At 72.5% G+C, this 21,276-nt stretch carries 15 protein-coding genes and 1 pseudogene; 5 read left to right on the top strand and 11 right to left on the bottom strand.

Annotated elements, in window-relative coordinates; genetic code table 11:
* Positions 1-40 precede the first annotated feature (40 nt).
* The 3 genes from ACWC9R_RS25300 to ACWC9R_RS25290 are packed head-to-tail and all read right to left on the bottom strand — an operon-like array spanning position 41 to position 3,011.
* Positions 41-679, bottom strand: a complete 639-nt coding sequence (locus ACWC9R_RS25300; protein WP_450734764.1) for a LutC/YkgG family protein — start codon at positions 677-679, stop codon at positions 41-43.
* Positions 676-2,247, bottom strand: coding sequence for a LutB/LldF family L-lactate oxidation iron-sulfur protein (locus ACWC9R_RS25295; protein WP_450734763.1), 1,572 nt, complete (start codon positions 2,245-2,247; stop codon positions 676-678). Before ACWC9R_RS25295 ends, ACWC9R_RS25300 begins: the two co-directional genes overlap by 4 nt.
* The gene (locus ACWC9R_RS25290) at positions 2,244-3,011 is read right to left on the bottom strand and encodes a (Fe-S)-binding protein (RefSeq protein ID WP_450734761.1); all 768 of its coding nucleotides are present in this window, start codon (positions 3,009-3,011) and stop codon (positions 2,244-2,246) included. The genes ACWC9R_RS25295 and ACWC9R_RS25290 overlap by 4 nt, the downstream gene beginning before the upstream one ends.
* Positions 3,012-3,219: 208 nt before the next feature.
* Between ACWC9R_RS25290 and ACWC9R_RS25285 the strand changes: the two genes are divergently transcribed.
* Positions 3,220-4,893, top strand: a complete 1,674-nt coding sequence (locus tag ACWC9R_RS25285) for an L-lactate permease (RefSeq protein WP_450734759.1) — start codon at positions 3,220-3,222, stop codon at positions 4,891-4,893.
* 38 nt (positions 4,894-4,931) lie between these two features.
* On the opposite strand, the gene ACWC9R_RS25280 is transcribed toward ACWC9R_RS25285, so the two are convergent.
* The 3 genes from ACWC9R_RS25280 to sigK all read right to left on the bottom strand — a co-directional run bounded on the left by ACWC9R_RS25280 (position 4,932) and on the right by sigK (position 6,702).
* Positions 4,932-5,684, bottom strand: coding sequence for a FadR/GntR family transcriptional regulator (locus ACWC9R_RS25280; RefSeq protein ID WP_450734757.1), 753 nt, complete (start codon positions 5,682-5,684; stop codon positions 4,932-4,934).
* A 134-nt stretch (positions 5,685-5,818) separates the two neighbouring features.
* The gene (locus ACWC9R_RS25275; protein WP_362612349.1) at positions 5,819-6,109 is read right to left on the bottom strand and encodes a zf-HC2 domain-containing protein; all 291 of its coding nucleotides are present in this window, start codon (positions 6,107-6,109) and stop codon (positions 5,819-5,821) included.
* The gene (gene sigK, locus ACWC9R_RS25270; protein ID WP_450734838.1) at positions 6,109-6,702 is read right to left on the bottom strand and encodes an ECF RNA polymerase sigma factor SigK; all 594 of its coding nucleotides are present in this window, start codon (positions 6,700-6,702) and stop codon (positions 6,109-6,111) included. The genes ACWC9R_RS25275 and sigK overlap by 1 nt, the downstream gene beginning before the upstream one ends.
* Positions 6,703-7,161: 459 nt before the next feature.
* On the opposite strand from sigK, the gene ACWC9R_RS25265 reads away from it, so the two are divergent.
* The 4 genes from ACWC9R_RS25265 to sbnA are packed head-to-tail and all read left to right on the top strand — an operon-like array spanning position 7,162 to position 15,434.
* Positions 7,162-9,726 carry a Pls/PosA family non-ribosomal peptide synthetase gene (locus tag ACWC9R_RS25265; RefSeq protein ID WP_450734755.1) on the top strand — a complete coding sequence of 855 codons (2,565 nt, stop codon included), beginning with the start codon at positions 7,162-7,164 and terminating at the stop codon, positions 9,724-9,726.
* Between the two features lie 6 nt (positions 9,727-9,732).
* Positions 9,733-13,254, top strand: coding sequence for a non-ribosomal peptide synthetase (locus tag ACWC9R_RS25260; RefSeq protein ID WP_450734753.1), 3,522 nt, complete (start codon positions 9,733-9,735; stop codon positions 13,252-13,254).
* Positions 13,251-14,321: a 2,3-diaminopropionate biosynthesis protein SbnB gene (sbnB, locus tag ACWC9R_RS25255; protein WP_450734751.1), complete on the top strand. Its 1,071-nt coding sequence runs from the start codon at positions 13,251-13,253 to the stop codon at positions 14,319-14,321. The genes ACWC9R_RS25260 and sbnB overlap by 4 nt, the downstream gene beginning before the upstream one ends.
* A 54-nt stretch (positions 14,322-14,375) precedes the next feature.
* Positions 14,376-15,434: a 2,3-diaminopropionate biosynthesis protein SbnA gene (gene sbnA, locus ACWC9R_RS25250; protein WP_450734750.1), complete on the top strand. Its 1,059-nt coding sequence runs from the start codon at positions 14,376-14,378 to the stop codon at positions 15,432-15,434.
* A 46-nt stretch (positions 15,435-15,480) separates the two neighbouring features.
* Here sbnA and ACWC9R_RS25245 read toward each other — a convergent pair whose 3' ends face one another.
* From ACWC9R_RS25245 to ACWC9R_RS25225, 5 genes and pseudogenes are all read right to left on the bottom strand, one after another.
* Positions 15,481-16,026: a hypothetical protein gene (locus tag ACWC9R_RS25245; protein ID WP_450734748.1), complete on the bottom strand. Its 546-nt coding sequence runs from the start codon at positions 16,024-16,026 to the stop codon at positions 15,481-15,483.
* Positions 16,027-16,093: 67 nt separating this feature from the next.
* Positions 16,094-17,269, bottom strand: a complete 1,176-nt coding sequence (locus ACWC9R_RS25240; RefSeq protein WP_450734746.1) for an aromatic ring-hydroxylating oxygenase subunit alpha — start codon at positions 17,267-17,269, stop codon at positions 16,094-16,096.
* A gap of 11 nt (positions 17,270-17,280) precedes the next feature.
* On the bottom strand, positions 17,281-18,441 hold the full coding sequence (gene solA, locus ACWC9R_RS25235) for an N-methyl-L-tryptophan oxidase (RefSeq protein ID WP_450734745.1): 1,161 nt from the start codon (positions 18,439-18,441) through the stop codon (positions 17,281-17,283).
* 68 nt (positions 18,442-18,509) lie between these two features.
* Positions 18,510-21,005: a GcvT family protein gene (locus ACWC9R_RS25230; RefSeq protein ID WP_450734743.1), complete on the bottom strand. Its 2,496-nt coding sequence runs from the start codon at positions 21,003-21,005 to the stop codon at positions 18,510-18,512.
* 49 nt (positions 21,006-21,054) lie between these two features.
* Positions 21,055-21,276, bottom strand: a pseudogene (locus ACWC9R_RS25225) (S-(hydroxymethyl)mycothiol dehydrogenase); the annotation flags it as partial.

Here is a 21,276-nt window from a genome sequence, read left to right as displayed (position 1 = left end):
GTCCGCCGGGCCCGCGCCGCCCCCGGCCCGGCGCGGCCGCTCAGCCGTCGGTGCGGATCACCACCACCAGCGTGCGCGGGCCGTGCACCCCCTCCACCCGTTCCAGTTCGATGTCGGAGGTGGCCGAGGGGCCGCTGATCATCGTGATCGGGTGCTCCGGCGTCAGCTGCGCGAGCGCCTCCGGCACACCGGTCCGCACCGACGACCGGCCGACGACGCAGACATGCAGGTCGGGGACGAGGGTCAGCGCGCGCCGTCCCTGGTCCGGGGCGGCGCCGTCGAGGAAGATCGTGCCGGTCTCGGCGCAGCTGACGGCGGACGAGGTCACCACCCCGTCCAGCGCCTCCAGCCGGGGCGCCGGCACCTCCGCCGCATCCGTCACCGTCTCCCCGTCGTAGCGGGCCAGCCAGGCCGGATCGAGGCCCGGTGGTACTCCGATCCGCCGGGCGCCGTGCTCGCGCAGCACCTCGGCGAGCACCTCCGCCGTCATGGCGGTGGTGCAGGTGCGCACCCGTGCCCGGTAGTCGACGAGCCGGTCGGCGAAGAGGGCGAGCCGCTCGTCGTCGGGGAGGGAACGGCCGGTGCGGTAGGCGCGCGGGACGGTCACCTCGGCCCCGTCGGAGAGGGTCAGGGCGTCCCGGACACGGCGGAGCACCGTCTCCCGTGCGCTCGCGGTCATGTGGCCTCCTGCGGATCGTCGTCGGTGGGCCGGCCGCCTTCCTCGGCCGCGGCCCGCATCGCGGCCGCGCCCTCGGCGGAGGCGAACCAGGAGCGGAAGGACTGCTTGGGCGGGGCGGGGGTGTCCCGGCTGTCGCTCCAGCCGTTGAACGGCGGTGGCAGACGGGAGAGGGTGCCGTCCCGCCCCGCCAGCACGCGTCCGAGCCCGGCGGCCTTCTGCGCGGCGGTGAACAGCCTGGGCTGCTTCATGACCGCGGCCGCGGCCTTCATCGCCAGCTTCTCCGGGGTGGTGCCGGACTGTTCGGTGTGCTGGTGGCGCAGCTCGACCAGGAGCGACGGAATGTCGATCTTGACCGGGCAGGCGTCGAAGCAGGCCCCGCACAGGCTGGAGGCGTACGGCAGCGAGCTGTTGGGGTCGTCCTTGGCGCCGTGCATCCCGGCCAGCTGCGGGGTGAGCACGGCACCGATCGGGCCGGGGTAGGTCGATCCGTAGGCATGGCCGCCGGTCCGCTCGTACACGGGGCAGACGTTGAGGCAGGCGGAGCAGCGGATGCAGTGCAGCGCCGCGCGCCCGATACGGTCCGCGAGCGCGGCCGTCCGCCCGTTGTCCAGCAGGACGAGATGGAACTCCTGCGGCCCGTCGCCCGGGGTCACGCCGGTCCACAGCGAGGTGTACGGGTTCATCCGCTCGCCGGTCGAGGAGCGGGGCAGCAGCTGGAGGAAGACCTCCAGGTCCTGGAAGCGCGGCAGGACCTTCTCGATGCCCATGACGGTGATCAGGGTCCGGGGCAGCGTCAGACACATCCGGCCGTTGCCCTCGGACTCCACCACGGCCAGGGTGCCGGTCTCGGCGATCCCGAAGTTGGCGCCGGAGACGGCCACTTGGGCCGTCATGAACTTCTCGCGCAGGAACGCGCGGGCCGCGGCCGCGAGCCGGGCGGGGTCGGCGTCCAGTGCGGGGTCGACGCCCGGGATGCGGCGGAGGAAGATCTCCCGGATCTCCTCGCGGTTGCGGTGGATCGCGGGCACCAGGATGTGCGACGGCCGGTCGTCGGCGAGCTGCACGATCAGTTCGGCCAGGTCGGTTTCGAGTGCCGCGATCCCCTGGTCCGCCAGGTGCTCGTTGAGGCCGATCTCCTGCGTGGCCATCGACTTGACCTTGAGGACCTCGTCGCTGCCGGTCTCCCGCACCAGCCGGGTGACGATCTCGTTGGCCTCGACGGCGTCCCGGGCCCAGTGGACGGTGCCGCCGCGCTCGGTGACCTTCCGCTCCAGCTGCTCCAGCAGTTCGGGCAGCCGGTTCATGGTGTCCGTCTTGATCGCCGCACCGGCGTCGCGCAGCTGCTCCCAGTCGGGCAGTTCACCGGTGACGGCGAGCCGCTTGGCGCGGATCGAGTGGGTGGCCTTGCCCAGGTTGCGGCGCAGCTGCTCGTTGCCCAGCTCGTCATGGGCGGCGCGGGGGAAGGCCTGCTCGCCGCGGAGATGGCCGGTGCCGTACGGGGAGCGCGGGGGCACGGCGGGCATGCCGAGGAAGGTGCCGGGCGTCGCGGGGCCGGTCGGACTGCTCATCGGGCGGCCTCCGTCAGGACGTGCGGCGCGGTGCGGGTGGACGCGAGGATCTGTGCCAGGTGCAGGGTCCGGGTGCCGGCCCCGAGACGCGAGAGTCCGCCGCCGATGTGCATCAGGCAGGACGAGTCGCCGGCCGTGCACACCGCGGCCCCGGTGCCGGTGACATGGCGCATCTTGTCGCGCAGCATCGCGGTGGAGGTCTCGGCGTTCTTGACCGCGAAGGTGCCGCCGAAGCCGCAGCAGGCGTCGGCCTCGGGCAGCTCCACCAGGTCGATGCCCTCGACGGCGCGCAGCAGCCGCAGCGGCTTCTCGCCGACCCGCAGCATCCGCAGCGAATGGCAGGTGGGGTGGTAGGTCACCCGGTGCGGGAAGTAGGCGCCGACGGCCGTCACGCCGAGGACGTCGACGAGGAACTCGGACAGCTCGTACGTCTTGTCCTTGACCGTGGCCACACCGGCGCGGAGGGCCGCGTCCCCGTAGCGTTCGGCGACGCCCTCGTGCTGGTGGCGGACCGAGCCGGCGCAGGAGCCGGACGGCACCACCACCGCCTCGATCGACGGGTCGCCGAACTGCTCGGCGAAGTTCCGGACCAGCGGCACCGGTTCACGCTGGTAGCCGGTGTTGACGTGCATCTGGCCGCAGCAGGTCTGCTGCGGCGGAAAGACCACGTCATGGCCCAGACGGGCCAGCAGGACCGCGGTGGATTTCACCGCCTCCGGGAAGAGCGTGTCTCCCAGACAGGTGGCGAAGAGTGCGATGCGCATGGAGCCTCCCTGGCGCTTATGGTCCGACCATACTCGCTTCGAACCGCAGAAGAAAAGTAAGGACGCAGTTTGGTCCGACCTTATTGACATGCGACATCTCCGATGGGCTACTGAGGGCCGTTGCGTCAGCCACACGGCGCCGCGCCGGCCGGGGACGGGACGTTCCCGCCCGGCCGGGCGGCGCGCAGAACTCGATGAGGAGCACTCCGTGGCCACCACTCCGTCCGCTGCTCTGGCGGCCTACACCCCCGACGTGGCCGCCGTCGGGGGCAGTCTCACCCTGACCGCGCTCCTGGGCCTGATACCCCTGGCGGCCTTCTTCGTGCTGCTGATGGCGGCCCGGCGCTCCGCGCTGCACTCCGCCGTCGGTGCCCTGCTGGCCGCCCTCCTGGTCGCGGTCCTCGGCTACGGGATGCCATGGGGGCTCGGCGCGCTGTCCGCCGCCCAGGGCGCGGTCTTCGGCCTCTTCCCGGTGATGCTGATCGTCGTGTCGGCCCTCTGGTTCTACGAACTCACCGTGGTCAGCCACCGCTTCGACGATCTGCGCAGCTGCTTCAACTCCGTCGGCCGCGGCGACCTGCGGGTCCAGGCCATGCTCATCGCGTTCTGCTTCGGCGGGCTCCTCGAAGCGCTCGCGGGCTTCGGCGCGCCCGTCGCGATCACCGCCGCCATGCTGATGGCGCTCGGGCTGCCCCGGCTCACCGCCGCTGTGACGGTCCTGGTCGCCAACACCGCGCCGGTCGCCTTCGGCGCCATGGCCATTCCCATCACCACCGCGGGCGGCCTCACCGGCATCCCCGCGGAGTCACTGGCCGCGGTCATCGGCCGGCAGAGCCCGCTGCTCGCCCTCTTCGTTCCGCAGCTGCTGCTCTTCCTCGTCGACGGGCGGCGCGGTGTGCGGCAGTTGTGGCCGGTCGCCCTGGTCACCGGGGCCGTCTTCGCCGCGGCCCAGTTCTGGTGCTCGGCCCACTTCGCCTACGAGCTGACCGATGTCGTCGCCGCACTCGCCGGCTTCGGCGCCGCGGTGGTCATGCTGCGCTTCTGGCGCCCCACGACACCGGACGACCAGCGCTCCCAGGTGGCCGCCGAACCGCTGACCCGCCGCCGCACCGTCCTCGCCGTGCTGCCGTACCTGCTGGTGATCGCGGTCTTCGCGCTCGCCAAGCTGGACCTCGGCGGCCTCGACATGCCCGCGCTGCTCGGCTCCCTCACCCTCCAGGCCGACTGGCCGGGCCTGTACGGCAGCCTCCTCGCACCCGACGGCTCCCCGGCGGGCAGCGCGGTCTACAAGCTGGACGTCCTGGGCAACCCCGGCACCCTGCTGATCCTCTCCGGCCTTCTGGTGATGCTGGTCTACAGCCGCGCGAAGGACGCCGACCGCTTCCCGATGAGCGCGCGCACGGCCCTGTCCTGCGCCGGGCGCACCGTGCGGGCCATGCGCACCGCCATCGCCACGGTCGCCACCGTGATGGCGCTGAGCTACGTCATGAACCAGTCGGGGCAGACCCTCGCCATCGGCACCTGGCTCGCCGCCACGGGAGGACTCTTCGCCCTCCTCTCCCCCGTCCTCGGCTGGCTCGGCACCGCCGTCACCGGCTCGGACACCTCGTCGAACGCGCTGTTCGCCACGCTCCAGCAGACCGCCGGCAAGACCGCGGGCATCGACCCGACCCTGCTGGTGGCCGCCAACACCACGGGCGGTGTGGTCGGCAAGCTCATCAGCCCGCAGAACCTGACCATCGCGGCGACCGCGGTGGATCAGCCCGGCAGCGAGCGGATTCTGCTGCGCAAGGTCGCCGGATACAGCGTCGCGATGCTGGCGGTGCTCTGCGTGCTGGTCCTGCTGCAGTCGCTGCCGGTGCTGTCCTGGATGCTGCCGTAGGACGGGCGGGAGGGGGCGGCCGGACGCCGTCCTCTCCCCTACTCCTGTTCCTGCTCCTGCTCGACCGGGGCGTCCTCGTCGACCAGCCTGCCGTGGAAGCCGCGGATATGGGCCTCGGCCAGATCGGCGGCCCGCGCGCCCTCGCCCGCCCGCACCAGGCGCAGCAGCTCGGTGTGCTCGGCGTTCAGCGCCTCCGCCGTGGCGGGCCAGTCCTCCGCCGTCTCCAGGGCGCGCAGGATCAGCGGACGGACCGACTCCCGCACGGCCGAGGTGAGCGTGGAGGTCAGCTGGTTGCCGGAGCTGCGCGCGATGGCGACATGGAAGCGGGTGTCCAGGTCGTTGAAGTCGGCGGCCCCCACACCGGGCTCCCGCATCCGTCCGAGGAGCGCCTCCGCCTCGTCCAGGTCCTCCGCCGAGGCGTGCTCGGCGGCCGCCTCGAAGCTGGAGCGCTCCAGGACCACCCGGGCCTCCAGCACATCGTGCAGCCGGTAGCTGCCCAGGGCGAAGTGCAGGCGCAGCAGCCGGCCCAGCGCGTCGTCCGGGTTCCGTACGATCCGCGCCCCGGCGTCCGGGCCGCGTCCGGCCTGGGCGACCAGCACCCCGATCGTCTCCAGCACCCGCAGCGCCTCGCGCAGCGCGGACCGGCTGACGCCGAGCACCGGCGCCAGCTCACGCTCGGGCGGCAGGCGGTCGCCCGCCTTGAGCTCTCCGGCGAGCACCCGCTCCTCGATGCGCTCCAGGACGAGCTCATGCGTGCGCGACTGCCGCACAGGTCGCCATTCGGCGGTCATCCCCAACTCCCCGGCTCGGCCCTGACTGTCCCGTGCAAAAACTATGTCACACAAGACGTGTGGTCGGACCACACCGGCCGGAGGGGGCAGGCCCGGCCGCCGGGCGGCGGGCACCGCGTGCCGCCCTCCGCCGGTCAGACCTCCAGGTCCAGTCGCGGTTCCTCGTGCCGGGACGGTGCACGGCGGAGCAGCTGCTCCTGGGCGGTGGTCGCGATCTGCTGGAGGACCCGCCGGCGCAGCGCCTCGGGCGGGGCCACCGCCTCCGCGTCGGCCAGACACGCGACGGCGGCCTCCAGGTCGGCGGCCTCCCGGGTGCAGGCGTCACAGCCCGCCAGATGCTGCGAGAAGGCGGCCGCCTCCTCGGGCGGCAGGGCGTGCAGGACATACGCCCCGACCGCCTCGTGCGGATCTTCGACGGCAGACATCAGCCACCTCCCAGACAGACGCGCAGTCTCCGCAGTCCGGTGCGCATCCTCGTTTTCACCGTGCCCGCGGGAGTGGACAGGGCCTCGGCGACCTCCGCGTAGGTCAGCCCCTGGTAGTAGGCGAGGACCAGCGGCAGGCGCTGGGTGTTCCCGAGGCCGGCCAGACAGCGGTACACCTCGGCCCGTTCCTCCCGTTCCTCGACGGCCTCCACCACCTCGTCGAACGGGGTCTGGTGGGCCAGCTGCGCGGCCTTCCGCTCCCGTTCCGCGCCGGCACGTACCGCCCGCACCCGTTCCACCGCCCGCCGGTGGGTCAGCGTCAGGACCCACGACTTCGCGGCGCCGCGCTCGGGGCGGTACCGGCCGGCCTTCCGCCACACCTCGAGCATCACGTCCTGCGTCACCTCCTCAGCCTGCGCCTCGTCGCGCAGAATCCGGTAGGCCAGGCTCATGACGGGCACCACGAGGGCGTCGTACACCCCGACGAACGCGGTCTCGTCACCCTGGGCGACCAGCACCAGCAGACCGTCCACGCCACGGTCCGCGGCAGACCGCTCCGGCAGCCGGGGCCCCTCGGATGCGGTGTGCGGAATGCGCCTCACGACGTGTCGAACCGTCCCCTCGTCAGTCTGCGGACCGTGCCCCGGGGAAGGACTCGCCGGGCCGCGTGGTCACGCGTCGGCCGCGCCCTCCCAGGCTGACGCCGCCTCACGGTGGGCGCAGCCGGTCGGGGCCCGTTCGGCTGAGTCCGCCTCGCTCCCGGCCCGCGCGCCGCACCGCACCGCCCGCCGGGCCCCGCCCGTCGCGTACGGGCCCGGAGAGCGCCCGCACAAGACACCGGTAAGGGGCGCGAAGCGGCAGGTCATCCGCCCTTCGGGGCTTCGACGCAAGGGAACGGGAGACCGTCCGTAAGGAGAAAAATCCCCTTTCGGCAATCCATGTCGCCATGGGCCTCGAATACACATTAGGAACTGCCCGTGCGACGCGAACCGGAGCGCCTGCGGGACCGGGCGGACGGACGACGGTCGTCGGCGCTTCTCAGGGAGGTCGCAATGGTCGGAAAGCCGGTCGAAGAGTTGACCTCGTATCCGGAGGAGTCGTCAGCCGGCCGGTGCGCGGCACCTGATCCGACCGCCTCCGGCGAGCCGGCCACCGGGATCGAGGGCGCGCTCGCCGCCACCCTCGCCGAGGTCACCGGTGCCGGGCAGGCCCCGGTGGACCAGCACTTCTTCGACGATCTGGGCGCCGACTCCCTGGTGATGGCACATTTCTGCGCGCGGGTCAGGAAGCGTGCCGACCTGCCGGCCGTCTCGATGAAGGACGTCTACCGGTATCCGACGATCCGGCAGCTGGCGACGGCCCTGGCGGACTCCGCGCCGTCCTTCCAGGCCGACGGCCCGGCCGAGGCCACCGCCCCGGCTCCCCCTCCTCCCGCTCCGGCTCCCGTTGTCGCGGGCACCGCCCGCTACGTCCTGTGCGGCGCGCTCCAGCTGCTGACCTTCCTCGGGTACAGCTGTCTCGTCGCGGTCCTGACGGCCTGGAGCTACGAGTGGATCAGCGCCGGGTCCGGGCTCTTCGACACATATCTGCGGTCGGTACTGTGCGGCGCGGTCGCGCTGCTGGTGCTCTGTGCCGTTCCCGTCGCGGTGAAGTGGGCCCTGGTCGGCCGCTGGAAGCCCCGGCAGTTCCCGGTCTGGAGCCTGCGGTACGTCCGCTTCTGGGCCGTCAAGACGCTGATCCGCGCGAACCCGCTGGTCCTGTTCGTCGGTTCGCCGCTCTACACCCTCTACCTCAGGGCCCTGGGCGCGCACCTCGGGCGGGGCGTCGCGGTCTTCTCGCGCAATGTGCCGGTCTGCACCGACCTGCTCTCCGTCGGCGCCGGCACCGTCATCCGCAAGGACGCGTTCCTCAACTGCTACCGGGCCCGCGCCGGGCTGATCCAGACCGGCGCGGTGGTTCTCGGGGAGCACGTGGTCATCAGCGAGGCCACCGTGCTCGACATCGACACCGCGCTGGGCGACGGGGCCCAGCTGGGCCACGCCTCATCGCTGCACAGCGGGCAGATGGTGCCGGACGGCGAGAGCTGGCACGGGTCCCCGGCGCAGCGGTCCGAGGTGGACTTCCGCTTCGTCGAGCCGGCCGCCTGCGGCGCCGTGCGCAGGACGCTGCACAGCTGCCTCCAGATGGCGGCCGTGCTGCTGCTGTACGTGCCGCTGGCGATCGGCGGTGTGGGCATCCTGCTGGCCGAGGCGCCGCAACTCACCGCGGTCCTGGAACCCGGGCCCACGGCCCTGGGCAGCTGGTCGTTCTACACGGACGCGCTGGCGGTGTCCCTGCTCTTCTTCGCCGCCGTGCCCCTCGGCCTCCTCTTCCAGGCCACGGTCCCGCGGCTGCTCAGCCGCACCATCCGGCCGGGCCGGGTCTATCCCCTGTACGGCTTCCACTACGGGGTGCACCGGCTGATCGCCCTCAGCACCAACCGGAAGTTCCTGATGCGGCTGTTCGGCGACAGCTCCGCCATCGTGCACTACCTGCGGTGCCTCGGCTACGACCTCTCCCGGGTGGAACAGACCGGGTCGAACTTCGGCACCGAGGTCAAGCACGAGAGCCCGTACCTGAGTTCCGTCGGGAGCGGGACGATGGTCGCCGACGGTCTGTCCGTCATGAACGCCGACTTCTCCGCCACGTCCTTCCGCGTCTCCCGGACCTCGATCGGGCCGCGCAACTTCCTCGGGAACCGGATCGCCTACCCCTCGCGGGGAAAGACGGGCGACAACTGCCTGCTCGCGACGAAGGTCATGGTCCCGGTCGACGGCGAGGTCAGGGAGGGGGTCGGGCTGCTCGGCTCACCCGCCTTCGAGATACCCCGCTCGGTACAGCGCGACAGCACCTTCGACGAGCTGAGGAACGGCGAGCAGCTGGGCCGCCGCCTCGCCGCCAAGAACCGGCACAACGCCGCCACCATGGGCGTCTATCTCCTGGTGCGGTGGCTCTACTTCTTCTGGATCACCCTGCTCGCCGCGGTCGCCGCCGAGCTCTACGACTCCCTCGGCGCCCTGGCGCTCGCACTGGCCAACGTGCTGGTCCTCGTCTCCGGTGTCGTCTACTTCGTGCTGGTCGAACGGGCGGTGACGGTGTTCCACCCGCTGACCCCGCTGTTCTGCTCGATCTACGACCGGCGCTTCTGGCGGCGGGAGCGCTTCTGGAAGGTGCCCTCGGAGACGTATCTGCTGTTCTTCAACGGCACCCCGTTCAAGAACCTGATCTGGCGGCTGCTGGGGGTGCGGATCGGCCGCAAGGTCTTCGACGACGGCTGCTATCTGACGGAGCGGACGCTGGCCGCCATCGGGGACGGCTGCACCCTCAACCAGGGCAGTGTCGTCCAGTGCCACTCGCAGGAGGACGGCACCTTCAAGTCCGACCGCAGCACCCTCGCGGCGGGCTGCACGCTCGGCGTCGGCGCCTTCGTCCACTACGGCGTGACGGTGGGCGAGGCCGCGATGCTGGCGCCCGACTCCTTCCTCATGAAGGGCGAGGCCGTCCCGCCGCACGCGCAGTGGGGCGGGAACCCGGCCCGGCAGACCCGCGGCGGCGACACCGGCGAGGACGGGAGGTAGCACCCGATGACCCCATCCATGACGGCCGGCACCGCACGCCGACGCGGTGCGGTGACCGACGGCGCGTTCACCCGGGTACCGCGGTGGACCCGGGCCCCGGCACCGGGCACCGCCGTGCACGAGACGGTCCTGCCCGAGCGCCTGCTGACGACGCTGCACCGGCTGGCCGGCACGCTGCGGATGCCGCTGAGTGCGGTGCTGCTGGCGGCGCACGCCAAGGTGCTCGCCGTGCTGTCCGGCGACCACGAGGTCACGACCGGCTACCTCGCCGAGCCGGGCGGCACACCGCTGCCGTGCCGGCTCTCGACCGCGGCCCGCTCCTGGCGGGACCTGCTGCGGGACACCCGCCGGGCGGAGATGGCGCTGCTGGAGCACCGGCGGTACCCGGCCGACGGGGACGGCCCGGAGCCGGGGCGCGCGGGGCCGTCCCCCGAGACCGTCTTCGGCCCGCCCGGTACGGACGGCGGCCCGGACGGCGGGACCGTGCTGCGGGTGACCCTCGTCCGCCGGGACGGCCGGGGCCTGCTGCGGCTGCGGTACCGGACCGAGGTGCTCGACGAGGAGTGCGCCGCCCGGATCGGCGGCTACTACCGGACGGCGCTCACCCTGCTGGCCGCCGATCCGGCGGCCGAGCACCGGCGGCAGTCCCTGCTCTCCGCCGAGGAGCTGCGGTGGCAGCTCGAAGGCCTGGCCGGTCCGCACCGGCCGCTGCCGGACCGCCGGTTCCACGAGCTGTTCGCCGAGCGGGCGCGGGCGCACCCGGACGCCGTCGCCGCCGTGCACGGGAGCCGGCAGTGGACGTACCGGGAACTCGACGTCCGCGCCAACCGGCTGGCGCACGCCCTGCTGGCCCGCGGACTGGGCCGCGAGGACGTGGTCGCGGTGGTCACCGAACGCAACCTGGAGTGGCTGGCCGCGGTCCTCGCGGTCTTCAAGGCCGGCGGCGCTTACCTGCCCGTGGAGCCGCACTTTCCGCCCGGCCGGATCGCGCTGATGCTCTCGCGCGCCGGGTGCCGGCTGGTGCTCACCGAGCCCGGCAGCACCGGCGGCCTCAACCGGGCGCTCGCCTCGGTGCCCGGGGTCCAGGCCCTCTCCATCGCCGCCGTCTGCGCCGCGAGCCACGACGACCACGACCCGGAGGTCCGCGTCGATCCGGACCAACTGGCCTACATCTACTTCACCTCGGGCTCCACCGGCGAGCCCAAGGGCGCGATGTGCGAGCACCTGGGCATGCTCAACCACCTCTACGCGAAGATCGACGACCTGGGGATCGGCGAGGGGCAGGTGGTCGCCCAGACCGCGCCGCAGTGCTTCGACATCTCGCTGTGGCAGCTGCTCGCGGCGCTGCTGGTCGGCGGCCGGACGCTGCTGGTCGAGCAGTCGGCCGTGCTGGACGTGGGGCGCTTCGTCGACACGGTGGCCGACGGCCGGGCCACGGTGCTCCAGGTGGTCCCCTCGTACCTCGACGTCGTGCTGTCCTCGCTCGCGCAGCGGCCCCGGGAACTGCCGGACCTGCGCTGTGTGTCGGTCACCGGTGAGGCGCTGAAGAAGGAGCTGGTGCAGCGCTGGTTCACCGCCCACCCCGGCATCCGGCTGGTCAACGCCTACGGGCTGACCGAGACCTCGGACGACACCAACCACGAGGTCATGGACGCGGTGCCGGCCGGCGAGCGCGTCCCGCTCGGCCGCCCGGTCAGCAATGTGCGGGTGTACGTCGTGGACGAGCATCTGGCGCCGGTGCCGCTCGGCGCCCCCGGCGAGATCGTCTTCTCCGGGGTCTGCGTCGGCCGCGGATACATCAACGACCCCGAGCGCACCCGGCTGGCCTTCCTGCCGGACCCGTACCGTCCCGGGCTTCGGCTCTTCCGGGCGGGCGACCACGGCCGCTGGCTCCCGGAGGGGAAGCTGGAGTTCCTCGGCCGCCGGGACAGCCAGGTCAAGATCCGTGGTTTCCGTATCGAGATGGGGGAGATCGAGAACGCGCTGCTCCGGGTGCCCGGGGTCGGCGACGGCACGGTGGTGGTCACCCAGCGGGCGGGGCACGGCAAACGCCTGGTGGCCTTCTACTCCGGGCGGCACGCGCTGGACGCCGATGTCCTGCGGGGCCGGCTGGGCGAGTTGCTGCCCGAGTACATGGTCCCGTCGGTCTTCCTCTGGCGGGAGAGCCTTCCGCTGACCGCCAACGGCAAGATCGACAAGAGGGCGCTGGAGGCACTGGCCGCCGGACTCGACGCGGTCGAGGAGGACTACCACGCACCGCGCACACCGACCGAGCGGCGGCTGGCCGCGGCCTGGGCCGAGGTGCTCGGCATGCCGCAGGAACGGATCGGCCGGCAGGACAACTTCTTCGACTGCGGCGGCACCTCGCTGTCGGCCGTGGCCCTCGCGATCTCCCTGGACCGGGCGGTCTCCGTCAGGGACCTCACCCGTTATCCGGTGCTCGCCGATCTCGCCCGGCAGGTCGACGGCGGGTCCGGGCAACGGCCGGCCGCGGCCCGCGCCGCTACTGAGAGGAGAACCCCCATGGTGTCGTCACTCTCGATCTCCCCGCCCGAGCTGGAACGGGAACCCGGCGCGCCGCCGATGCTGCGGACCGGGACCACCGACGGCGCGGCGCGGTGGGCGGCCGAACGGCGGGACGCGCTGCGCGCCGTCGTCGCCGAACACGGTGCGGTGCTGGTCCGGGGGCTGGGGATCGGCGACCCCGCGGAGGTCGGCGCCGTGCTCCGTGCCCTGGACGCCGCTCCGCTGTCCGAACGGGAGGCCTTCGCCGCCCGGCAGACCTACTCCGAGGGCGTCTACTCCTCGTCGAAGTGGCCGCCGACCCAGCCGATGTGCATGCATCACGAGCTGAGCTACACCCTGGAGTTCCCCGGGCTGATGCTGTTCGCGTGCCTGAGCACCCCCACCACCGGCGGGGCCACCGCGGTGGCCGACTCGGCGGCCGTACTGGACGCGCTGCCGCCGGCCCTGACCGAGCGGTTCGAGCGGCAGGGCTGGCTGCTGACCCGCAGCTACCACCCCGAGATCGGCGCCACGCTGGACCAGGCGTTCGGCACCGAGGACCGGGACGCCGTCGAGCACTACTGCCGCACCCACGCCATCGAGTGCGCCTGGCAGCCGGACGGCGGTCTGCGCACCCGGCAGCGGCGCAGTGCCGTGCTGCGCCACCCCGTCAGCGGCCGCCGCTGCTGGTTCAACCAGATCGCGTTCCTCAACGCCTGGACGATGGCGCCCGAGGTGCGGGACTACCTGATCGACGAATACGGCCCCGACGGGCTGCCGTTCAACACGCACTACGGAAACGGCGAACCGCTCACCGAGGACGTCGTGGACCTGCTCAACGAGGTCTACGAGGCGCACACCGCACGCCGGCCGTGGGAGGCCGGTGACCTGCTGCTCGTCGACAACGTCCGTACCGCGCACAGCAGGGAGCCCTTCGAGGGGCCGCGGGACGTCGTCGTCGCCCTGGCCGACCCGGTGCGCCTGGCCGACTGCTCACCGACCGTTGAGGTGACTCTCCCATGACCACCGTCCGCCCCACCCCGTCCCGGCCCGCCTCCCCCGAGCCGTCCCCGGCGCCGTCCTTCGCGGTGATCTCCGGTGCCCAGGTGCACCGGGCGCTGCAAGGGCGCGAGAAGGAGATCGTGGACGTCGTGGAGGCCACCTACCGGCTGCACGGCGCGGGCGAGACGGTGAACCCGCCCTCGTCCTTCCTGCGCTTCCCCGACCGCCCGTCCTCCCGGATCATCGCGCTGCCCGCCTCCATCGGCGGAACGGCCCGGGTGGACGGACTGAAGTGGATCTCCAGCTTCCCGCCGAACGTGGCCGCCGGGATTCCCCGGGCGTCGGCCGTGCTGATCCTCAACGACTACGACACCGGCTACCCGTTCGCCTGCCTGGAGAGCTCGATCATCAGCGCCACCAGGACCGCGGCGTCGGCGGCTGCGGCGGCCGACCGGCTCAGCCGCGGGCGCCCCCGCCCGACCCGGGTCGGGTTCTTCGGCGCGGGCCTGATCGCCCGCTACATCCACACGTTCCTGGAGGGGACCGGCTGGTCGTTCGACGAGATCGGCGTGCACGACCTGTCCGCGGAGAGCGCGGCCGGCTTCCGTCTCTACCTGGAACAGGGGCGTACCACCGGGCGGGTCACGGTGCACCAGAGCGCGGAGAAGCTGATCCGCTCCAGCGACCTGGTGGTCTTCGCGACCGTCGCCCCCGAGCCGCATGTCCACGAGGTCTCCTGGTTCGCCCACCACCCGGTGGTGCTGCATGTGTCGCTGCGCGACCTCGCCCCGCAGATCCTGCTGACCTCGACCAATATCGTCGACGACATCGACCACTGCCTGCGGGCCGCCACCTCCCCGCATCTGACCGAACAGCTCACCGGCGGCCGGGAGTTCCTGCACGGCACGCTGGACGACGTGCTGGCCGGCCGGGTCGCGGTGCCGGCCGGCCGGACCGCCGTCTTCTCCCCGTTCGGCCTCGGGGTGCTCGACCTCGCGGTCGGCAAGTACGTCTACGACGAGGTGGTCCGGTCCGGGGAGCTCCAGGTCGTCGACGGCTTCTTCCACGAACTGCGGCGATACGGATGAGCAGCCGGGACCCCGGCCGTCCGGGGCCTCGCTGCCGCAGGTGAGGAGACCATCGTGCCAGTCATCACGGCGCCCTACGCGTTCAACGAGGAAGAGCTCTATGTCGACCTCCGGCCGATCATCGGGCACCCGCTCTTCCTCAAGTGCGAGGGCTTCAACTTCGCCGGCTCGATCAAGCTGAAGGCCGCGACCGAGATGGTGGAGTCCGCCGAACGTGAGGGAGACCTGCGCCCGGACACGGTCCTGGTCGAGTCCTCGTCCGGAAACCTCGGCGTGGCGCTCAGCATGATCGCGGCGAGCAAGGGCTACCGCTTTCTGTGTGTGACGGACTCCCGCTGCAACCTGGCGACCAGACTGATGATGGAGGCCCTGGGCAGCCAGGTGCAGGTGGTCGCCGACCAGGAGTCCAACGGCGGCTTCCTCGGCGCCCGGCTCGCGTACATCCGCAGTCTGTGCGCCGCCGACGACCGGTACCTGTGGCTCAGCCAGTACACCAATCCGAGCAACTGGAAGGCGCACTACCGCCGGACGGCACCGGCCATCGCCCGCGCCTTCCCGCGACTGGACCTGCTGTTCGTCGGCGCCGGCACCACCGGCACCCTGATGGGCTGCGCCCGCTACTTCCGGGAGTGGCACCGGCCGGTACAGATCGTCGCCGTGGACAGTGTCGGCTCGGTGACCTTCGGCGGTACCCCGGGCCACCGGATGATCCCCGGTCTGGGCATGAGCGTCCAGCCGCCGCTGCTCGACGAGTCCTACGTGGACGACGTGGTACGGGTCGCGGAGGCGGACACCATCCGCACCTGCCACCGGCTGGCCAAGAAGGGCTTCGTGTTCGGCGGCTCGACCGGCACCGTGGTCAGCGGCGCGACGGACTGGCTGACCCGGCACGAGGCGCACGGCCGGACGGCGGTGGCCATCGCCCCGGACCTCGGCGAGCGCTACCTCGACACCGTCTACCACGACAACTGGGTGCAGGACCTGTACGGCGACGACGTCCTCGCCCCCGGCCCCGCGTTCGAGGCCTCCGACATCCCCCCGTCGAGCCTCGCCCCACCGCCGGGCCCGCTGGAGCCGTCCTCGCGGCCCCGGCGCCGGCGCGACGACGGCTGAGGCCGGGCCCCTCGCCGCACCACCGCACCGGGGCCGAACTGCCGGGTCAGTCCTCGCCGGTGGCCACGACGACCACGGCATGGCCACCGCCGATGCCGACGACGGCGGCGTCGAAAGTGGCCTCGGTGACCGGGTTCCACCCGACGCTTCCCCCGGCGCCCTCCCGGTACGCGGCGAAGCCGTTGGCACGCCACCGGGCGTCGGGGCCCAGCAGTTCGGCCAGCCCGTCGCCGAGGGCGTCGGCCACGGGGCGCATCGGGCCGTCCCCGCCGGACGTGTAGACGAGATCGCGGATGAGCGTGGCGGCGAGCCAGGGCGACACCTCGGACGGCGGGATGTCCCAGCGCAGGGCGGACGCCATCTGCTGCGGTCCCCGCGGGCCGCCGTGCGGGCGCCGGCACTCCCGGCAGTGCGGCGCGAGCAGACCGGTGGGCGCCAGCACGTCCCAGCAGAGCTGCCCGTGGTCCCGGCCGTCGTCCGGACCGAGATGGACGATCCGGTCGGCGAACTCCGCCCACTCGGCCAGCCACAGGCCGAGATCCGCGTCCGCGCCCAGGTCGTAGGCCGGTGGCCGCTCGAACGACAGGTTCATGGTGCGTTCCCCCTTGTATCGCGCCCGCAAGTGCGCGGACGTCAACGGGGGCTGACCCTAACTCAGGTCACGGATCGGCCACCCCCGCCCCCAGGCAGTCGGTGACCCACCGGTGGAAGGCGCCGATGTGGTGCTCGCTGGGCACCAGGACCCCGCCGTCGCGGTAGGCGCGGGAGCTCATGGCCGGCTGGGTGCGCTCGCAGGCGTCGAAGTCCTGGGCGTTGACGCGGTGGAAGAGTTCGACGGACTTGGAGACATCCGCGCCGGAGCCGACGACCTCGGGCAGGTACAGCCAGTCGCACTCGACGACGGTGCGGTCGGCGGCCATCGGGAACATCCGGTGGACGATGACGTGGTCCGGGACGAGGTTGACGAACACCTGCGGGCGGACGGTGATCGCGTAGTAGCGGCGGTCCTGGGTGTCCTCGATGCCGGGGAGCCGCCCGAAGCCCTCGGTGCCGTCCACGGTGAACCCGGTGGCCTCGTCGGCGAAGGCGGCGCCGTGCCCGACGTAGTACTGGGCCGCGAAGCCGTCGGCGAACTCCGGTAGGACGTCGGTGAGTTCGGGGTGGATGGTGGCGCAGTGGTAGCACTCCATGAAGTTCTCGATGATGAGCTTCCAGTTGGCGCGCACGTCATAGCTGAGGCGCTTGCCCAGGGCGAGGCCCTCGGTGCGGTAGCGGTCGAGGGAGGCGGTGTCCCCGAGCCGTTCCACGGCCGCGCCGATCACGGTGTCCTCGAAGGACGGCGGCTCGTCGGCCAGGCACACCCAGGCGTAGCCGAGCCACTCGCGGAGCGGCACGGTGACCAGACCGCGCTCGGTGCGGTCGACGTCCGGCATCTTCTGGAGGTTGGGGGCGGCCACCAGGCGGCCGTCGAGGTCGTAGGTCCAGGCGTGGTACGGGCACTGGAGGTTGCGGCGGACCTCGCCGGACTCCTCGGTGCACAGCTGCGCGCCGCGGTGCCGGCAGACGTTGAGGAAGGCGCGCAGCGCACCGGCGCGGTTGCGGGTGATCAGCACGCTCTCCCGGCCGACCCGGACGGTGCGGAAGGCACCGGGCTTCTCCAGGTCGGCGGCGCGGACCGCGCAGAACCACAGCCGCTCGAAGATCTTCTCCTGTTCCTGGTGGAAGATCCCGGGGTCGGTGTAGTGGTGACCGGCGAGGGTGGCGATCAGGCTCGGGGCGGTCGCGGGCGGTGCGGTGGGTGCCGTCGGCGAGGACTCGGTGGGTGTGGTCGTCATGGAGGCTCTCCTCAAGCGGCCGCGGCGGCGGGCCGGCGGGGGTCGAACAGCTCGATGGGGTGCGCGGTGGCACCGGTCAGCGCGAGATCGGCGACGATCTCGCCGACCACCGGGACGAACTTGAAGCCGTGCCCGGAGAACCCGCAGGCGACGGTCACCGTCTCCGGGTGCGCGGGGTGCCGGGTGATCACGAAGTGTTCGTCGGGGGTGTTGGAGTACATGCAGGTGGCGGCCTTGAGGAAGCGGCCGGGGAGGGCGGGGATGCGGGGGCGCATCTGGTCGGCCATGGCGCGTACCTCGTCGTCGTGCACGGTGCGTTCGATGGTCTCGGGGGTGCAGACGGTGCCCTTGCGGAAGAACGCGACCTTGGCGCCGCCGTCGGGGCCGTCGATCGCGGGGAACCCGTAGACCTGAACGCCCTGGTCGTCCTCCCAGATGTAGATCGGGTGCCGGTCGGGGACGAAGGGCGCGGTGCCGCCGTCCGGGGCGAACCAGTACATGACCTGCCGCTCGATGGTGAACGGGACGCCCAGGTCGGTGAGCAGCCGGGGCGCCCAGGCCCCGGGACAGATCACCAACTGCCCTGCGGTGTAGGTGTTCTCCGGGGTGTGGACGCGGACCCCGGCGCCGCCGGGCAGCTCCTCCCAGCGGGTGACCGGCTCCTCGAAGTGCAGCTCGGCGCCGTCCCGGCCGGCGAGCTGGACATGAGCGGCGACGGTGAACTCCGGCCGGACCAGGCCCGCCCGTGCCTCGTACAGCGCGACCTCGTCCTCAGCGGGGGTGAGGGTCGGGAAGCGGCGGCGGATCTCCCTGGGTTCGAGCATCTCGTGCGGGAGGTCCCACCGGCGGGCGGATTCCAGGCTGCCGCGGACGGTACGGCTGTCGGGGCGGCCGAGCATCACCCCGCCGCAGAGGGTGGCGATCTGCCGCCCGGTGTCGCGCTCCAGCTTCTCGTACAGCTCGTACGAGCGCAGCAGCAGCGGTACGTACGCGGGGTCCTCGAAGTAGGACTGCCGGGTGATGCGGGAACCGCCGTGGCTGGAGCCGCGGTTGTGCACCGGGCCGAACTTCTCCAGGCCCAGGACCCGGGCGCCCCGGGCGGCGAGGTGGTGGGCGGCGGCGCTGCCCATGCCGCCGAGGCCGAGGACGATGACGTCGTGGGTGGGAGCCATGCGGTTGCTCCTTCTGCGTACGGAGGCGGGCGGATCACCGGTGGACCACGGACGGGATGCCCTTGGTGCTACCTGCGGATGCGCTCCATCTGCGGGTCGAAGAGGGGCTCTTGGGCGACGGTGGCGGGGATCTTCTCCCCGAAGTACTCGATGTGCACGGCGGTGCCGGGGACCGCCGCGGTGGCCGGCAGCCAGGCGTAGGCGATGCAGCGGCCGAGGGTGTAGCCGTAGGCGGCGGAGGTGACATAGCCGGCGGGGGTGCCGTCCACCCAGACGGGTTCCTTGCCGAGGACGACGGCCGCGGGGTCGTCGAGGGTGAGGCAGGTGAGCCTGCGGGACGCGGTCTCCTCGCTCCGGCCCGCCAGCGCCGCCCGGCCGAGGAAGTCGCCCTTGGCGGGGCGGACCGCGAAGCCGACGCCGGCCTCGTAGGGGTCGTGCTCGGTGGTCATGTCATGGCCCCAGGCGCGGTAGCCCTTCTCCAGGCGGAGGCTGTTGAAGGCGCTGCGCCCGGCGGCGATCACCCCGTGCTCGCGGCCCGCCTCCCAGAGCGTGTCCCACAGCCGCAGCCCCAGGTCGGCGGTGGTGTACAGCTCCCAGCCGAGTTCGCCGACGTAGCTCAGGCGCATGGCGGTGACCGGGACATGCCCGAGGTGGGTCTGCCGGGCCCGGAAGTAGCCGAAGGCCTGGTGCGAGAAGTCGTCGCGGGTCAGCGGCTGGACCAGGTCGCGGGCGCGCGGGCCCCAGACGCCGATGCAGCAGGTGCCGGAGGTGATGTCGCGGACCTGGACTCCCCCACTCTCGGCTTCGCTCGAGCGGGAGGGGCCCCCACCGTCGGGGGCGTGCCGCAGCAGCCAGTCGAGGTCGGAGCCGCTGTTGGCGCCGACCTGGAAGCGGTCCGGGGCGAGCCGGGCGACGGTGAGGTCGGAGCGGATACCGCCGGCCTCGTCCAGCAGCAGGGTGTAGGTGACCGCGCCCGGCTTCTTGGCGAGGTTGTTGCTGGTCATGCGCTGGAGGAAGGCGAGGGCGCCGGGTCCGGTGACCTCCAGCCTGCGCAGCGGGGTCATGTCGTAGAGGGCGACCTTCTCGCGGGTGGCCCGGGCCTCGGCGGCGGCGATCGGCGACCAGTAGCGGGCCGACCAGGCGTCCCGCTCGGGGAGCTGGAGCCCTTCGGCGAGCGGGGCGTTGGCCTCGTACCAGTGCGGCCGCTCCCAGCCCCCGCCCTCCAGGAAGTACGCGCCCAGCTCCTGCTGCCGCGGGTAGAAGGGGCTGGTGCGCAGCGGCCGCGGCTGCTCCACGGGCTGCAGCGGGTGGATGACGTCATAGACCTCGATGAAGCTCCGGGCGCCGCGGTCGGCGAGGTAGGCGGGCGAGCGCTGGGCGTCCTCGAAGCGGTTCAGGTCGCACTCATGGATGTCGACGGAGGGCCGGCCGTCCGTCATCCACTCGGCGACGGCCCTGGCGACGCCCGCGGAGTGGGTGACCCAGACCGCTTCGGCGAGCCAGAAGCCGCGCAGCGCACGGGATTCGCCGAGCACCGGCATGCCGTCGGGGGTGAAGGAGAAGACCCCGTTGAAGCCGTCGGCCACCCGGGACGCGCCCAGTGCGGGCAGCAGTCCGACGCTGTCCTGCCAGCTCGGCGCGAAGTCGTCCCCGGTGAAGGGCAGCGAGGACGGCATCACGGGAGCGTCGTCGAAGGCGGCGACGGTGAAGGGGTCGACGGGCATCGGGCGGTGGGCGTAGGAGCCGATGCCGAGGCGGTCGGTGTGTTCGCGGAAGTAGAGGTCGCGGTCCTGGAAGCGCAGGATCGGCTTGCTCGCCTCGTCCCGTGGGTCGTTGACGCCGGCCAGCTCGGGCAGCGGTTCCGTGGTCGCGTACTGGTGGGCCAGCGGCAGGAGCGGTACGTCGACCCCGGCCATCGCGCCGATCACCGGGCCCCAGAAGCCGGCCGCCGAGACGACATGGTCGGCGGGGAAGGAGCCGCGGTCGGTGGTGACGCCGGTGACCCGGCCGTCCTCCCGCTCGATCCCGGTGACGGTGTGCCGCTCCAGGAAGCGGGCGCCGCGTTGCCCGGCCCGGGCTATCTGGGCGCGGCAGGCGAGCACGGCGCGGGCCAGGCCGTCGTCGGGCGTGTGGAAACCGCCGTACAGCGCGGTCTCGTCGAGCATCGGCCACAGCTCCTTGCACCGCCGCGGGCCGATCAGTTCGCCGCGGACGCCCCAGGAGGCCGCGAGCCCGGCCTTGCGGTGCAGATCCGCCCAGCGGGCCTCGGTGGTGGCGATCTCCAGACCGCCGACGGGGTTGAAGCAGGGCAGTCCGTCCACGTCGAGGGAGCCGAACTTCCGGACGGTGTAGGCGGCGAACCCGGTCATGGTCCTGGACGGGCCGGTCTGGAAGACCAGGCCGGGCGCGTGCGAGGTGGAGCCGCCGGGGGCCGGCAGCGGGCCCTGGTCGAGGACGGTGACGTCGGTCCAGCCGCGGGCGGTCAGCTCCTCCGCAAGGGAGCAGCCGACGATGCCGGCACCGATGACAACCACACGGGAACGGTGGGCGGGCGTACGGGACATGTCCCTCCTCCTGCTGGTCGGGGTGGTCCGCCGGGGTGGTGTGACGCCGTTACAGGACCACGACGGAGCGCAGTACCCGGCCGTCACGCATCGTGTCGAAAGCGGACTCCACCTCGTCCAGGGCGATCGTCTCGGTGACGAACCCGTCCAGGTCGAGCCGTCCGCTGAGGTAGCGGTCGATCAGTACGGGGAAGTCGCGGCTGGGCAGGCAGTCGCCGTACCAGGACGACTTCAGGGCGCCGCCGCGCGCGAAGAGGTCGAGGAGCGGCAG

It is taken from the genome of Streptomyces sp. NPDC001219 (assembly GCF_053597915.1).
This window is presented reverse-complemented; position numbering and strand designations above follow the sequence as displayed.